Below are 14,471 nucleotides of genomic sequence, written 5' to 3'. Positions count from 1 at the left end.
CCCGGAAAGCTGCCGCTCGCGGATCGCGCGCTTGCCTGTCCGCGAATCGCCGCCTGGATCAAGAATCAAAAAAATGGCGGCCTTGTGGCCGCCATACATACTTGATTGACTCGAGCTGCTTGCTTGGCTGCCTCAATATTCGCCTTTAATGACGAAGAACGAACCACGGATGGTGCCGGCCAGCTTCGACTTCTGCCTTGCGAATTTGAACTTCTTCTCTTCCAGCTCCTTAGGCACTTCCATTCCCTCGGACAGCTTGAACCCTACGGCCCGCTTCTTCGGATCGTCCACCGTATACAAGACGTTGACTCCCAGGCCGTCTTCATAAAAGACGAAGGCCCAATCGATATTTTCGACTTGAAAACGCGCCGTTTCCAGCGGTCGGGCCGCAAACGCAATACCGCGCTCTTCTTTTAAAACGCGTTCCACATAATCTAGCGTCTCTTGGCTTTCACTGGCAGGCACGACCGTGAATTCATGCTTGTATTTGTTCATGAAGTAACGGGATTCATTCGCGCGCAAACCGGCTAGCGCCTCTGCGACCGGCGAAGATTCCAGGCCGGCGGCAGACACGTTTTTAAAGTCAACGATTGTGGACATTCCTTATTCCCTCCTGTCGTTCTCGTTTACTTTTGTACGACCGGGACCCACATCTCGCCATAGACCAGGCCGTCCCGCTGCCCCATCTCGACCGTTGCATTGGGCCCCCCCACATAGGCGTATTTATCGGCTGCCGGCAGGGCTTGACCGAAGGCAATGCCGGTCAGCATGCTGCTGAGCTCGTCGGGCGATTTCCCTTCGCCTTTAACGACAAGGTATTGTCCCTTAGGGAATTGAATCACTCTGTGCTCCTCCGGTACCGACGAGTCCGTCATGACCCCGGCGTAGTACATCATCTTGTGATTGACCGCTTCGTTGACGGCAAAAATGTAGTCGTTCGCGGCGATCGCCTTCAGCGTGTCGAGCCTTCCGTCCTGCTCCACGGACCGCCAGAAGTTCTCCTTCTCCTTGTTCATGGCGACATAATCCGTGTAATCGCTCTTCAGTTCCGTTCCGATCCCCAGCACGATAAAGCTGTCTTTTTCTTCAAAGGTATACGTTGCCATGATTCCAGCTCCCTTTTTAAATAATGAATGGACTTGTCTGCTTGCTTGATAGATTAATCATAACCATAAACGATGTCAAAATACGATACCGTTTAACGTCGCGCCCTATTACAATCTGCGGCTTTGCGGACGAAGCGCCCAGGAAGCGATGGCAAGCGCGGCGTAGAACAGCGGTAGGATCACGTGGAATCCGCCGTCGCCGTAATCATGAGCGAACATATGCGATAAGGACGCGCCCGACATCAGGAAGAAGATACCGCTATACGCCCATTCCTTCAGCCGGGGGAAGCCCGGGATGAGAATCGCAAGGATGCCAAGCAATTTCCACGTCCCGAGAATGTTCGTGATATACAACGGAAAACCGATAGCAGTGACCAGGTCGACATTGCCCCCATATCGCATCAACTGCCCGATCCCGCTTAAGGCGATAGAGAATGCGAGAATGACGGTGACGGTCCAATATGCGGCCGTTTTTCCGGTAAGACGGGATCCCGCCTTTGCGATCTTTTCGTTTCCTGCGATCGGACTCATTTCCATTCCTGTTGCCATCGTCCCAGCTCCTTTTTCGTTTGGTCATTTGTTTTTTCTCTTGATGAGCTTATAATAACGATTAATCATGTCAAAATATGATACTGTTTAGAGGTCCCTATGAAAAAAGTAGAACGGATTAACGTCATCATGCGGTACATCAACAACCGCGCTCACTTCACCATCTCGGAGATCATGCGGGAGTTCGACATCTCCCGTTCGACGGCAATCCGGGACATCAGGGAAATCGAAGCGATGGGCATGCCGCTAGTCGCCGAAGTCGGGAGGGACGGGGGCTATTTTGTCATGAGTAACGCCGTCCTGCCCACGGTCCGCTTCACCGATAACGAGATTAAAGCGCTATTTATCGCCTTCATGGCCACGCGCAACCTGCAGCTCCCTTATCTCAAGAGCCGCCACTCTTTGGCGGAAAAGCTGCTCGGCCTCATTTCCCAAAACCAGCAAGACGATCTTGTCCTGTTAAATCGAATCCTGCTCTTCGAGGGTACCAATCCCCACAATCCTGACCTGCTCGATCTATCGGACCTGCCCCACCCGATGTTAGAGCAGCTCATTCAGATCCTCCTTGCAGACCGCTATTTGGCGATCTCCGTCGAAGAAGGAAGGGAAGTAAAGTCTTACGCCATCTATCTCATGCGGCTATATCGCGAAAAAAGCGCTTGGCAAATCGAAGGTTTTGACCTTGCGGAGGAGAAGCGGCGAATTATTCCGGTCGACAATCTCGCCGATGTCAAACCATACCCCGAGAAAAAAAGAATAAGCGCGAAGAAAATGGCAGAACAACTAAGCAAGCAGGAAGAAGCCATCAACCTGATCGTCGAGCTTGGTCCCAGGTCGATCGCTCAATTTAAAAAGTACCATCCTTTAAAAATGACGATCTCCTATACGAATCCTTATCAAACGACGGCGATCTTAAAGGCGTTCGTTCATGTTCATCAACCGGGTGAATTAGCCGAGATCACGAACTGGCTGCTTTTCTTAGGCGCAGATATCAAGGTCAGGGAAATACCGAATGAGGTTGTCGAAGTATTGCGGGACCGAATGAAGGTGTTGGGGAGCGAGTAATGGCTACCGTAACCCTTTCCTGCGAATGACTGCTTCGATGACGAGCAGGTTGGGAATCCAGCAAATCCAGGCGACAACCCGGTACCCCGCCTCGAAATCGCCAAAGAGAAGAGCCATCGGCGCTAGCCAGATCCGCAGGGTTACGGCCGCAAAAGTAAGCGAATAGCTGCGGAGCATCCATGCTTGATGCGCTTGGATGTCTTTGACCATCGCTTTTCTCATTCCGGTAAGTGTCGTCCCCACCCATAGGATATCCAGCAGCATGAAGCCAAGCCCGGCAACCCAGCCTCCTGTAGCAAAAAGAGATAAATATACGCTCACGATCCCGCTTGCCGTAATCGAAATAACGTACACATAACCCAGCAGCCGATGCCGTCGTTTCCTTGCGTTCGTTGGCTTCATAAAAATTTGAAAAGGCCCGATGATCAAAGCAAGCATCGCGGTGGCGATATGTATGTACAACACGTAGACCCACGGCGTGAGTTCAAAATCCGGCTTTTGCAATTTGAAAGCGACGAGTCCCGCATCGCTGGCTTTAAGCACGCCGTACTGAACGATTGCATATCCCGCAATTGAAAATGCCAAAATCATAATGAGCACCCGAATCGTCTTTTTTCCCATTTTGAGATCAACGCTCCTCCAATTAATTAATCGCCGTTCAATTAAAGTTTAAAAAAATTACGACAGCCCACGCAGTAATAATTGCACGTGTAAGTCGGCCAACGCGGCAATGTCTTCGTACGTTTGCGGACTATGAATATAGAAGCTGACAAAACCATGAAGGGACAAAAACAGGACCCAGATCAACTGGACGTCTTCCGACCGGTCGGCGCTGATCGCTTGCAGCGATTCCTTTACCGCGCCGTAAAACTTCTCGTAGCTGGCCATCTTCCCTTGCGACGTATAGCTTTCAAGCCCCGGCTCCTGAATCAAAAACATGAGTTCAAACGACTTTTTGTTCTCCAGGCCGAATCGGATAAAAGACAGAAAAATTAACGCAAGCCGCTCGCGTCCCGGAGATGGCGATGCGCTCACCACTTCTTCGAGGAGACGGTCCAGTCTGAGAAAATCTGCTGCCGTCAGGGCGCTAAATAAATCAGCCTTCTCGCGAAAATGATAATAAAGCGAACCCGGTGAGTAGCCCAGCTGCTTGGCAATGCCTCGCATGGATACGTCGCGATACCCTTGCTCCACGAATTGCTCTCTTGCTGCATCCAGGATTCTTTGCCTGCTCAGCTCATGCTCGACGGCTTTTCTTGGGGACAAGTGGGATACCTCGCTTTATTTAAACGATGTTTAATAAAACATAACACACGCTATATTTCTCTGTCAAAGCGTCTGAATACAAGACAAGGCTGCCTGGAGATTGAACTCCCAAGCAGCCTTGCATATTTATCTTTAAAGCAGCCTTGTATGATTTACCTTTACTTAGCCGATTGCGCCAGCATTTTCAGCAGTACGGTCACCGACTCCGCTCTGGTCGCCTTTTCGCCCGGCGCAAATGCATTCGCGCCTTTGCCTTCGATATTGCCCAGCTTTTCCATGGCCCCGACTGCGCCCTTCGCCCAGGCCGGGATGTCCTTGTCGTCCGCGATGCCGGTTGCCGTTGTGGCATCCGCCGGCTGTCCCAGCGCTTTGGCGATCATCACGGCCATCTCCGCACGCGTAATCTCGGCATTCGGCCGGAAGGTACTGTCTTCATAGCCTGCAAGAATGCTCGCTTGCACCGCTTGCGCGACCGATTTCTGCGCCCTTGCCCCGACCTTTTCTTTATCGGTAAACGTCAGTGCGGCTCCATCCCCTTGCGGCTTGAGGGCATTCATCAGCATGACCGCAAATTCAACGCGCGTTACCGTGCGGTTCGGATTGAACGTACCGTCCGTATAGCCCTTGACGATACCTCTAATATAAGACGATTACAGCGCAAAAAAATCCCCCATCCAAGGGGGAGAGGGGATAAAATTATGGGGATATTCTTATACCAGTATTTATTGTTAAAAGCGCTCTATAACCACTTAAATTCTTTTCCTTGCGCCAGCGCCTGCTCTCTGCTGTTCACGCCAAGCTTTCTATACATGCTCTTCAGGTGGCTCTTGACCGTCTCCGTCGTAATCTGAAGTTGGTCGGCAATCTGTTTATTCGACAGCCTCATCTCGATCATCCGTAATATTTTCAATTCCTGCTTCGTGATCAAGGCGCCCGCGTTGGCCGTCTCATTCGCAGGGTCCGACATGAGCAGCAGCAGATCCCTGGCATAGCGCATGATCGGAGACATCAGGTTAGCGTTGATCTGCCTGTGCCCGATATATGCGCGCAACAGCTCGGCCATCTTGACCCCTTCATCCAGGAAACTGCGGATGTATCTCCCCGGTTCCGCCAACAGGAGCGCCGCCTCCAGCTTCATGAGGGCGTTTGCCGTCTCTCCTTTTTGGTAAAATGCCAAGCTTTGCAGGACCGTCACCTTCACCTTATCCCAGGTTCGATCTTCATCATCGACAAAACCGTACATTTGCTCGAGCAGTTGCAAGGCATCGCTCTCCCTGCCGCACGCCATACATGCCCGTGCCAAGTGAGAATATTCCCTGATCGAAGCAAACGGCGCCGTATCGGTATATTGGATGCCGCAGGTTTGCAGCCAACCCGCATCAAAAGAACCATTCACAAACGACAAATAAGCCTTCTCTGCCTCGATCTTCCTCATGAAAATACTTTTGTCCGGAGAATGGATTTTCGATTTGAGCCGCTCCAGCAGATCAAACGCTCTAACCGGATCTCCCTTGGCCTGATAAATCCGTACGGCAACTGCAGCGGCACCGAACAAAATAAGGCCATAGGGCTGTATACACTTGGTCTGCAGCGCCCTTTCCGCATAAACTTCAGCCTCTTCCAACCGGTTCTGCTCGTATAACAGCAAGCTGTACGTAACGTAGTAAAAACCGACAAAGGGATAATTTTCCCTGCTCTCCCATCTCTTAACCCACTTTGAAAAATACCTTTCCGCTTCATGCAAATCGTTGGTAAAGCTCAATTGCGTGTCGAAGTTAATTGAATAGGAATTCCCTTCGATCATCTGAATGTAGCTGCCTTCCGGCATATGCCGGTCGAACATCTCCATATATTCATCCAATCGCCGAATATCTTTCCGGTAAAAAGCAACCGCCGAGGATAAATAAAGCACATTCCCGACGTACGCTGCCCATTCCGGATCCGACAGCTTGTCCTCCATATGACGAAGTCTGGCTTGTGCCAGCTCCATTTGACCGGATTCCACCATCACTTTGACATAAAGAAACTGAATGCCCGGCTTCTCTGCCAAACAAGACTCCGGCAGCTCATGCAGCCATCGGTAAAGCACCCCTCTTCTTACGCGAAAGTCTTGCAGATGCTTTTCCATAAGATCGCTTGCTTCCGGATAATGCCCGTCCATGAGCAGCTGCTCTACCGCTTCTTCTAAAAATCCGTGCGCCTCCAGCCACTGGGCCGCCTTGGCATGCAGCGCCTTCGATCGTCCCGCATATCGCTTCCGAAAAAGCCGCCGTAAAAACTCGGAAAACAAATGATGATAGCGATACCATTCCCGCTGATCGTCCAACGGGACGATGAACAGATTTTGTTGTTCCAGCGTCTCCAGCAGTTCCTGGCAATTCGCCTGTCCTGTAACCGCCTCGCACAACGGGCCGTTTATCCTGTCCAAGATTGCGGTTTCCAATAGAAAGGACTGAATCTCGACCGGCTGGAGACTAAAAACCTCCTGAAACAAATAATCGGATATGTTGCGGTGCTCCCCGCTGAAGGCACGTATAAAATCCGAATGGTCGCCGCTTCTTTGCAGTGAAATGGCCGCCAGATACAATCCGCTGATCCATCCCTCCGTACGGTCGACAAGCACCGCGATCTTATCTCCCGACAGCGGCAATCCCATGCAATCCTGAAAGTAACGGATACCCTCCACAAGTTGAAATCGCAGCTCTTGAACCGTAATTTTCACCATTTGGCCGGTCGTCTGCAGCCTTACCGTCGGAAAAGGCATTTCAGCCCGGCTTGCGACATAGAGGTGGAAGCGAGCGGGCAAATAAGCAAGGAAATAAGCGACCGATGCGTGAATGGACGGAAGATCAATCGCGTGATAGTCGTCCCAAATCATTACGAATTCATCCGAGTAGCTGTCAAGCTCGCGAACCATGGCTGAGATGAAGGGCTCGAACGCGCCCGACTTTAAGGATGGCAAATACGGGGTAACCGCTTCCGAAAAATGAGGCATCTTACTGTCGACCGCAGCGATCGTATAGTTCCAAAATGCAATCAGGTCGTTATCTTGCGGTCCCAAGGAGATCCATACGGCAGGGATGGCGGACTGCTGCAGCCACTGGCTCAGCGCCGTGGTCTTGCCGTATCCTCCGGGAGCCGTCAAGGCGGTAAGCTTGCTCTTAAGGCCTTTATTTAATAGCCCGGTGATCGTCGCCCGCTCGACAAGGTCGTCGCGCCGCGTTTGCGGAATATGAAGCTTGGTACTCAGAATCATGTCGGCACCTCGGAGTCGGCTGTCGGTTTCTTTTTATTATATGGCATTTGCCAAGCAGACGAACAGGCCGGATGCTACGCCCGGATCGGCGATTTAATAAATGGAACTAAAACCAACTGCACAATCTTAATCATCCTCGTCTTCATACGCAATCGGAAGTACGGGCAGCGGATAGAGACCGTCCGCTTTCTGCTCTTTATTGGGACGCCGCAGCAAAGAATGCCGCTTCAGGAGCAGCCATATTTGGCTAGCGATGCAAATCGACGAATACATCCCGACGATCAGTCCGATCGACATTGCGAGCGAGAACATTCTTATCGATTCGCTGCCCCAGAATAATAAAGCAAGTGAAGCGAAGAGGACCGCAATAACAGTATTAATGGATCGGCTTAATGTTTGATTGACGCTTCGATTGACGAGATGACTTAAATCCTCAAAGGACCGGACCTTCGCAAAGCGCATGTTTTCCCGGATTCGGTCGAAGATGACAACCGTATCATTAATGGAGTAGCCGATAATCGTGAGCATCGCGGCGACAAAAGGCAAATTTACTTCCAGCTTGAATACAGAGAACACGCTCACCACAAAAAATGCGTCATGAAGCAACGCAACGATAGCCGCCAATGCGAACCTCCACTCGAACCGGATGCAAACGTAAAGCAGGATGCCCAGACTTGCAAGAGCGACCGCATAAATAGCCTGCAGGGCCAGTTCGCGTGCAATGCCGGGATCTACCGTATTTTCTTCTTTACTCACGTTGTTTCCAAACTCAGCGACAAATGCCGATACAATCCTCGCAGAGTCTTTGCCTGAGGGATCCAACACATGGTCGAAGCGCATCGATACGCGATTTTGTCCGTTGCCGCCTACGGACAGGACAGAAGGTTCAAATCCGGCATTACTGACTATTCGATTCGCAGTCGTCGCGTCGACGGATCGGTTTAACGTGATGTCCAGAGAAGTGCCTGCCTTGAAATCGACGCCATAATTTAAGTTAAAGAGCAGAAGACTGGCTATGCCGAGCAGAGTGGTGATGAGGGAAAAAGAAAAGAAGGCTTTGCGGCGATTCACAAAATCGATGGTCTTGCGAAGCGTCGGCATCTCCGCGACCTCGGCCTGCATAACAATTTGCTCTGATTTCACGCCATACAAATGAATATGATCTGCCAGTCCAGTGCGCAGCAGCATACGGAGGAGCCATTGAGAGAAGTAGATATTCGTAAAAACACTCAATACGATGCTCATGATTAATGTAATGGCAAAGCCTTTAATCGCGCCGGATCCGAGAGAGAACAGAACAAACCCCGCAATTAACGTCGTAACATTGGCATCCATAATCGTTTTAAAAGACCTTTTGGAGCCGGCCTTAAATGCGGATAAGGGCGTTTTGCCCGTCCGCAATTCTTCGCGAAATCGTTCATAATTGATGATGTTGGCGTCCACGGCCATGCCAATCCCCAGGACAAATGCTGCAATACCGGGCAATGTCAGCGTGGCTTGCATCAAATTCATGAAAAGCAGAAGCAACCAGGAGTAGGTTATCAATGTAATACTGGCTACGACGCCGGGCAGCCGATATAAAGCCAGCATAAACAACAAGATGAGAATGGAGCCAGCAGCCCCTGCAGTCAATGTCTGCTCCAGCGATTGTTGCCCCAGCGAAGCTCCGACGGACTGGCTGAAATTCTCAGTCAACTTAAGAGGCAGGGCGCCCATATTGATGGTATCGACAATGTTTTTCGCGTCGTCGTAAGTAAATTGGCCTGTAATCCGGCATATTCCGTTGGTCAGGACCGCTTGAATAACGGGCGCCGTCAGCACCCGCTCATCCAGATTAATGCTGATGGTCTGCCCAAGGAGCCGCGCGGACAGCGATTCCAGCTTTTCTTTATTCTTAACGGTGACTTGTATATTAGGATTCCGCATCTCGTCGTAAACAACCTGGGCAGCACCCTCGACAAAGTCGGTTCCCGTCAGTTCGACTTGGTTGTCCGGTCCCCGAACTGTCAATTCCGCCGGCTTCTTCAACATTTCTCTGACTTGTTGCTCGTCGGTGACGCCGGCGATTCTGACGCGAATTCTGTCCGTACCCTCGGTCCAGATTTCGGGCTCGGCCGTACCTAACGCGTTGATTCGCTTTTCCAGGCTTTTGGCCGTCTGTCGGAGCGTATCGACCGGAATCTCGCCTTCACCCTTAACGGGCGAAGCTTCGTACAAAATCTCGAAGCCGCCTTTCAAATCGAGTCCCAGACGAACATGATTGACAATGCCCGGCGAGGTGAAGAAGACAACCCCGAGTGTTAGGACGACCGTTAGCGTCAGTCCTGCCAATCTCTTTAGCAGCAGCACGTTTTAGCTCCTCTCGCAGCCATCGGTTCCTATTAATTTAGTACCAACTATAGCACATCTTTCACTTTAAAAAGCAATCCCGCCCCTGTTCAGCGAATGTTCAGTGTAGGTTGTTAGTATTATTTACATAAACAAGAATCGTCAGGATTCATCAAATTTCGATAGGTCGGCAGGCTTATCTGAGTTGAGGGAGAGAGCACTGGTGAGAGACAAACGCAGAGCCGTGATGACAGGACTCAGCATGATTATGATTCTGTCCAATGCCGGACAGGCTGCGGCTGCGGCCAAGGATTTTTTTAAAGACTTGCAACACGTGCCCTGGGCGGAAAGACAAATTAATAAAATGAGCATGCTTGAGGTTATCGACGGCAGAGGAAACCAGGTTTTCGACCCCGCCGATAAAGTAACGAAGCAAGAAGCGATCATCATGGTCGTTCGGCTGATGGGCGCGGAGAATCGCCTCGAGACGGGCGTCACAGGCTACCCCGTCGATGCATGGGCGCAGGCCTATGTTAAACTCGCATTGCAACTCGGACTCGTGGACGAGTCCGAAATAGCCGGAGGCTCCGTTGCAAATTGGGGGCGTTCGTCCGTCCAACGCGTATGGGCGACCCAACTCATGGTCAAGGCGGTCCAGCATGGCAATGAAGACCTGGCGCTGTACAGCTCGTTGTCTAAGTTTAACGACTGGTACAAGGTGTCCCAGGAGATGCTGGCCTACATCAACCTTGCAAGCGAACTGAAAATCATCGAAGGATTTCCGGACGGCTCTTTTAAACCGCTCGATCTCGTGACGCGCGGACAAATGGCTAAGATTCTGACCGCGACGCTGCCATATCTAGCGGACAGCGAAGACGGCAGCAAGGCCGGACTCGTGAAATACGGAGTTATCGCCGCCATTAAAGGCAACGTCGTGGACGTTAACATCGATGGCGAGATAAAAAGCTTCCAGCTTGACGAGAATACGTTTATCTACGGCAAGGACGGAAAGAAAGCGACCGGTGCAACCGCGCTTAAAGTGGGCCAGCCCATCTCCCTGGTCGCGGACGGCAACAAGCTCGGTCTCATCGAAGTGACCGATAAAGCGCTTAGCACCGCGACTTTTGCATCGCAGCTGAAGGTGCTGGCAGAAAAAGCGGAAGCGAGCAAAGGGCAGAAGGGCGATCCGGGCGCCACGGGGGCTACCGGAGCTCCAGGCGTTACCGGCACGACCGGCATACAGGGCGGTCCAGGCGGTCCAGGCACGCCAGGCGTCACGGGTGCTACGGGCGTCACCGGCGACACGGGCAATCCGGGCGTCACCGGTGCCACTGGCGGTACCGGCGCTACGGGCGATCCGGGCGTGACAGGTGCTACGGGTGTCACCGGCGCTACGGGCGGTCCAGGCGTGACGGGTGCTACGGGCGTCACCGGCGCTACGGGCAATCCGGGCGTGACGGGGGCCACGGGCGTCACCGGCGCTACGGGCAATCCGGGCGTGACGGGGGCCACGGGCGTCACCGGCGCTACGGGTGAGCCAGGAGTGACAGGTGTCACTGGCGCTACGGGCGGTCCGGGCGTGACGGGTGCTACGGGCGTCACCGGCGCTACGGGCGATCCGGGCGTGACGGGTGCTACTGGCGTCACCGGCGCTACGGGCGATCCGGGCGTGACGGGTGCCACGGGCGTCACCGGCGCTACGGGCAATCCGGGCGTGACGGGTGCCACGGGTGTCACCGGCGCTACGGGCAATCCGGGCGTGACGGGTGCCACGGGCGTCACCGGCGCTACGGGCAATCCGGGCGTGACGGGTGCCACGGGCGTCACCGGCGCTACGGGCAATCCGGGCGTGACGGGTGCCACGGGTGTCACCGGCGCTACGGGCAATCCGGGCGTGACGGGTGCCACGGGTGTCACCGGCGCTACGGGCATGACCGGCGCTACGGGCATGACCGGCGCTACGGGCATGACCGGCGCTACAGGCGTGACGGGCGCCACGGGCGTCACCGGCGCTACGGGCATGACCGGCGCTACAGGCGTCACGGGCGCTACGGGCGCTACGGGCATGACCGGCGCTACAGGCGTCACGGGCGTCACCGGCGCTACGGGCGCTACGGGCGTCACTGGCGTGACTGGTGCTAACGGTGCCACTGGCGTAACAGGACCTATGGGAGTTTAAGACCCCGCGTAACGAAGAGTATCAATCACAACCCGCGTCCACGCTACGGATTCATCGTTCGCGTGGACGCTTTATTTTCAAGAAGCAAAGACTTCCTGGACAAATTTATTTTTGATCTGGGATACTAGCAGAATAGAGAATGTCTGTAACGGAGGTTCGCCATGAAATCCGTAAGTATCGTTTTGCTCGCGCAGCACGAAAACCTGGTCGAGAGTTGCTTGACTGCGCTTTATAATCGCACGAAGCATCCTTTTGAGCTCATCGTCGTCCTTGCCTCCGGAGCGGCCGGATTCGCCAAAAAAGTCAGGACCCTGGCGGATGCGAGCACATTGATCGTGCTGGCGCCTAAAGACATTGGCGTAGCGGCCGGCTATAACCTTGGCGCGGCGCAAGCCGGCGGAGAAGTCGTTGTCTTCATGCGGGATACCGTTGCGGTCGGCAAGGATTGGCTGGAGCCGTTGGTCGATTGTCTTGAAGCTCATCCGGAAGCCGCAGCGGCCGGACCTATGAGCCACGGCGTCAGCGGTGCGCAGCATGCGGCAGGGGACGTCGGGGAACTGCTGGAGCTGGACCGCGCAAGCCGGGAAGCGGTCAGAGCGGATCGGCGGGCCTCCAGATTGATCGGTCTGACGATCGCTTTTCGCAGCGCCGCGCTGGCGCAGCTGGGCGGATTCGACGAACGGTTCGAGGGCGAGAGCTACGAGGACGACGATCTATGCTACAGAGCGCTGCTTGCGGGGTATTTCCTGTACATTGCGTGCGGGAGCTTCGTCGCATACCACTCGCCGTACCTGACGACGACCGAATGGCATGCGTTCAGCGATAACATGACGAAGAATAAACGGGTAGCCATAGCCAAATGGGGAAGCGACCTGACCGAACTGTTGCAAAATTGGAAGCTGCCTGCGACGGTCAGTCTGTGCATGATCGTTAAAAACGAGGAGGAAACGCTCGATCGCTGCTTGTCCAGCGTCGCAGATCTCGTTCAGGAGATTATCGTCGTCGATACGGGATCGACGGATGCCACGAAGCAGGTTGCCGCTCGTTTTGGGGCGCGCATTTTTGATTTTGAATGGGTCGACGACTTTGCCAAAGCCAGGAACTACGCCTTTGACCAAGCAACGCAGGACTATATTCTATGGTTGGATGCAGACGACGTCCTGCTGCCTAAAGACCAAGCGGCTTTTGCCGAATTGACGGCAGCCCTGCCGACGCAAGCCGACGCGATATCCATGCACTACCATCTCGGGAAAGACGAATACGGCAACGTGACAAGCAGCCTCCGCCGGAATCGTCTAGTCCGTCGCAGCATGAACTTCAAGTGGATCGGCATCGTTCACGAGTATCTGCAGGTGCATGGCCATATCGTGCACAGTGAGATTGCGGTAACGCATGACAGAGTGCACGGCCATTCGGATCGCAACCTTCATATCTACGAGCGCAAGCAGCGTTCGGGCGAAGCCTTTAACCCTAGAGACATCTACTACTATGCCAACGAGTTGTACGATCATGGCTTATGGGCGCGCGCCGCCGAGCAATACGAGAAGCTGTTGACGGAGTCGGAAGTATGGGTGGAGGACAGGATTGGCGCTTGCGGACGCGCGGCCGAATGTTACCATGCGCTCGGTCAGACGCAACTCGCCAAGATCAAAGCGCTGCAGTCCTTCGCCTACGCGCTGCCCCGCGCCGAAAATTGCTGCCGGCTCGGCTCGTTTTATTTATCCGAGGACAACTATAAGGAAGCCTCCTGGTGGTATCGGTTGGCCACGGAAGTCGAGATGCCTTCGGATTCTTCCGCGCTGCTGCAGCATTCATGCTGGACCTGGCTGCCGCGTCTGCAACTATGCGTTTGCTACGATCGCATGGGGGAGTACGCGCTGGCCTATGAAGAGAACGAGCAAGCGGCGGCCTACATTCCTAGCGACGCTCGGATCTTGGCGAATCGCTCCTATTTGCAAAGTCGTCTCGGACGAGGAGAACACGCAGGAGGAATCTCATGAGTGCGATCGCTATGCAAAGGCGAATAACGCTTTCCATGATCGTCAAGAACGAATGCGGCAGATACCTGGAGCAGGCGCTGAAGAAGCACAGGGAATACATCAGCAATGCCGTCATTATCGACGATGGCAGCACCGATCGCACGGCGGAAGAATGCTTGCGTCTTTTGGAGGGCATTCCGGTCAAGCTGGTCCGCAATCCCGCGTCGCGCTTCCAAAACGAGATCGAACTGCGGCTTCAACAGTGGGAGGAGACGATTCGCGAAAATCCGGAATGGATCTTGAATATGGACGCGGACGAGTGGTTCGAAGATCGGTTTGCCGGCGAGATTCATCGACTGCTCGCGGGCGAGCAAGCGGATGTCCTATGCTTCCGATTATATGACTTCTGGAGCAAGGAAGCCTATCGGGACGACGAATACTGGCAGGCTCACCATTACTATCGCCCGTTTCTCCTTCGATACCGGCCGGATTTCGACTATCGGTGGCGGGCTTCGGCCCAACATTGCGGACGCTTTCCGGAGAACATACTGGAGCTTCCGTCGGCAAAGTCCGAACTCCGGCTGAAGCATATGGGCTGGTCATCGTCCGTGGACCGGGAAAATAAGTTCATCCGCTATATGCTGCTCGATCCGAAAGGCGAACATGGCTGGAGAGAACAATATCTGTCGATTATGGACGAGCAGCCATCTCTGGTCGCTTGGTCGGATTAATCGGACGAACCT

12 protein-coding genes and 1 pseudogene are annotated in these 14,471 nt (G+C 53.7%); 4 read left to right on the top strand and 9 right to left on the bottom strand.

The window, feature by feature from the left end; all coding sequences use genetic code 11:
• Positions 1-132: 132 nt before the first annotated feature.
• From ACFOTD_RS29855 to ACFOTD_RS29845, 3 genes are all read right to left on the bottom strand, one after another.
• A complete protein-coding gene (locus tag ACFOTD_RS29855; RefSeq protein WP_378123613.1) occupies positions 133-600 on the bottom strand; it encodes a phage tail protein in 468 nt (155 codons plus the stop codon).
• A gap of 26 nt (positions 601-626) precedes the next feature.
• Positions 627-1,106, bottom strand: coding sequence for a GyrI-like domain-containing protein (locus tag ACFOTD_RS29850; protein WP_378123612.1), 480 nt, complete (start codon positions 1,104-1,106; stop codon positions 627-629).
• 108 nt (positions 1,107-1,214) lie between these two features.
• Complete coding sequence (locus tag ACFOTD_RS29845) at positions 1,215-1,637, bottom strand: DoxX family protein (protein WP_378123652.1); 423 nt, start codon at positions 1,635-1,637, stop codon at positions 1,215-1,217.
• A gap of 117 nt (positions 1,638-1,754) precedes the next feature.
• On the opposite strand from ACFOTD_RS29845, the gene ACFOTD_RS29840 reads away from it, so the two are divergent.
• Positions 1,755-2,720: a helix-turn-helix transcriptional regulator gene (locus ACFOTD_RS29840; RefSeq protein WP_378123611.1), complete on the top strand. Its 966-nt coding sequence runs from the start codon at positions 1,755-1,757 to the stop codon at positions 2,718-2,720.
• A gap of 3 nt (positions 2,721-2,723) precedes the next feature.
• Here the strand turns inward: ACFOTD_RS29840 and ACFOTD_RS29835 are convergent, their stop codons facing one another.
• The 6 genes and pseudogenes from ACFOTD_RS29835 to secD all read right to left on the bottom strand — a co-directional run bounded on the left by ACFOTD_RS29835 (position 2,724) and on the right by secD (position 9,591).
• On the bottom strand, positions 2,724-3,341 hold the full coding sequence (locus ACFOTD_RS29835) for a DUF2306 domain-containing protein (protein ID WP_378123610.1): 618 nt from the start codon (positions 3,339-3,341) through the stop codon (positions 2,724-2,726).
• Positions 3,342-3,398: 57 nt separating this feature from the next.
• On the bottom strand, positions 3,399-3,986 hold the full coding sequence (locus tag ACFOTD_RS29830; RefSeq protein ID WP_378123609.1) for a TetR/AcrR family transcriptional regulator: 588 nt from the start codon (positions 3,984-3,986) through the stop codon (positions 3,399-3,401).
• A gap of 158 nt (positions 3,987-4,144) precedes the next feature.
• On the bottom strand, positions 4,145-4,549 hold the full coding sequence (locus ACFOTD_RS29825; protein ID WP_378123608.1) for an S-layer homology domain-containing protein: 405 nt from the start codon (positions 4,547-4,549) through the stop codon (positions 4,145-4,147).
• A 12-nt stretch (positions 4,550-4,561) separates the two neighbouring features.
• A pseudogene (locus ACFOTD_RS29820) lies at positions 4,562-4,618 on the bottom strand (S-layer homology domain-containing protein); the annotation flags it as partial.
• A gap of 107 nt (positions 4,619-4,725) precedes the next feature.
• Positions 4,726-7,242, bottom strand: a complete 2,517-nt coding sequence (locus tag ACFOTD_RS29815; protein ID WP_378123607.1) for a winged helix-turn-helix domain-containing protein — start codon at positions 7,240-7,242, stop codon at positions 4,726-4,728.
• 126 nt (positions 7,243-7,368) lie between these two features.
• Complete coding sequence (gene secD, locus ACFOTD_RS29810) at positions 7,369-9,591, bottom strand: protein translocase subunit SecD (protein ID WP_378123606.1); 2,223 nt, start codon at positions 9,589-9,591, stop codon at positions 7,369-7,371.
• Between the two features lie 202 nt (positions 9,592-9,793).
• Between secD and ACFOTD_RS29805 the strand changes: the two genes are divergently transcribed.
• The 3 genes from ACFOTD_RS29805 to ACFOTD_RS29795 all read left to right on the top strand — a co-directional run bounded on the left by ACFOTD_RS29805 (position 9,794) and on the right by ACFOTD_RS29795 (position 14,459).
• Positions 9,794-11,749, top strand: a complete 1,956-nt coding sequence (locus ACFOTD_RS29805) for an S-layer homology domain-containing protein (protein WP_378123605.1) — start codon at positions 9,794-9,796, stop codon at positions 11,747-11,749.
• 161 nt (positions 11,750-11,910) lie between these two features.
• Entirely contained in the window at positions 11,911-13,749 is a 1,839-nt protein-coding gene (locus tag ACFOTD_RS29800; RefSeq protein ID WP_378123604.1) for a glycosyltransferase, read from the top strand.
• Positions 13,746-14,459, top strand: coding sequence for a glycosyltransferase (locus ACFOTD_RS29795; protein ID WP_378123603.1), 714 nt, complete (start codon positions 13,746-13,748; stop codon positions 14,457-14,459). The genes ACFOTD_RS29800 and ACFOTD_RS29795 overlap by 4 nt, the downstream gene beginning before the upstream one ends.
• Positions 14,460-14,471: the final 12 nt, after the last annotated feature.

Source organism: Cohnella sp. GCM10012308, assembly GCF_042649185.1.
In the GTDB taxonomy this organism is placed as follows: domain Bacteria; phylum Bacillota; class Bacilli; order Paenibacillales; family Paenibacillaceae; genus Cohnella.
Note: the sequence above shows the minus strand (reverse complement) of the source record. Positions and strands in the feature narration are given on the sequence as shown.

Bases quoted from the DNA above. Each gene is read 5' to 3' on its own strand.
- ACFOTD_RS29845 (WP_378123652.1), bottom strand. From the start codon at position 1,637: ATGAGTCCGATCGCAGGAAACGAAAAGATCGCAAAGGCGGGATCCCGT.
- ACFOTD_RS29850 (WP_378123612.1), bottom strand. From the start codon at position 1,106: ATGGCAACGTATACCTTTGAAGAAAAAGACAGCTTTATCGTGCTGGGG.
- ACFOTD_RS29795 (WP_378123603.1), top strand. From the start codon at position 13,746: ATGAGTGCGATCGCTATGCAAAGGCGAATAACGCTTTCCATGATCGTC.
- ACFOTD_RS29840 (WP_378123611.1), top strand. From the start codon at position 1,755: ATGAAAAAAGTAGAACGGATTAACGTCATCATGCGGTACATCAACAAC.
- ACFOTD_RS29815 (WP_378123607.1), bottom strand. From the start codon at position 7,242: ATGATTCTGAGTACCAAGCTTCATATTCCGCAAACGCGGCGCGACGAC.
- ACFOTD_RS29855 (WP_378123613.1), bottom strand. From the start codon at position 600: ATGTCCACAATCGTTGACTTTAAAAACGTGTCTGCCGCCGGCCTGGAA.
- ACFOTD_RS29825 (WP_378123608.1), bottom strand. From the start codon at position 4,549: ATGCTGATGAATGCCCTCAAGCCGCAAGGGGATGGAGCCGCACTGACG.
- ACFOTD_RS29835 (WP_378123610.1), bottom strand. From the start codon at position 3,341: ATGGGAAAAAAGACGATTCGGGTGCTCATTATGATTTTGGCATTTTCA.
- ACFOTD_RS29800 (WP_378123604.1), top strand. From the start codon at position 11,911: ATGAAATCCGTAAGTATCGTTTTGCTCGCGCAGCACGAAAACCTGGTC.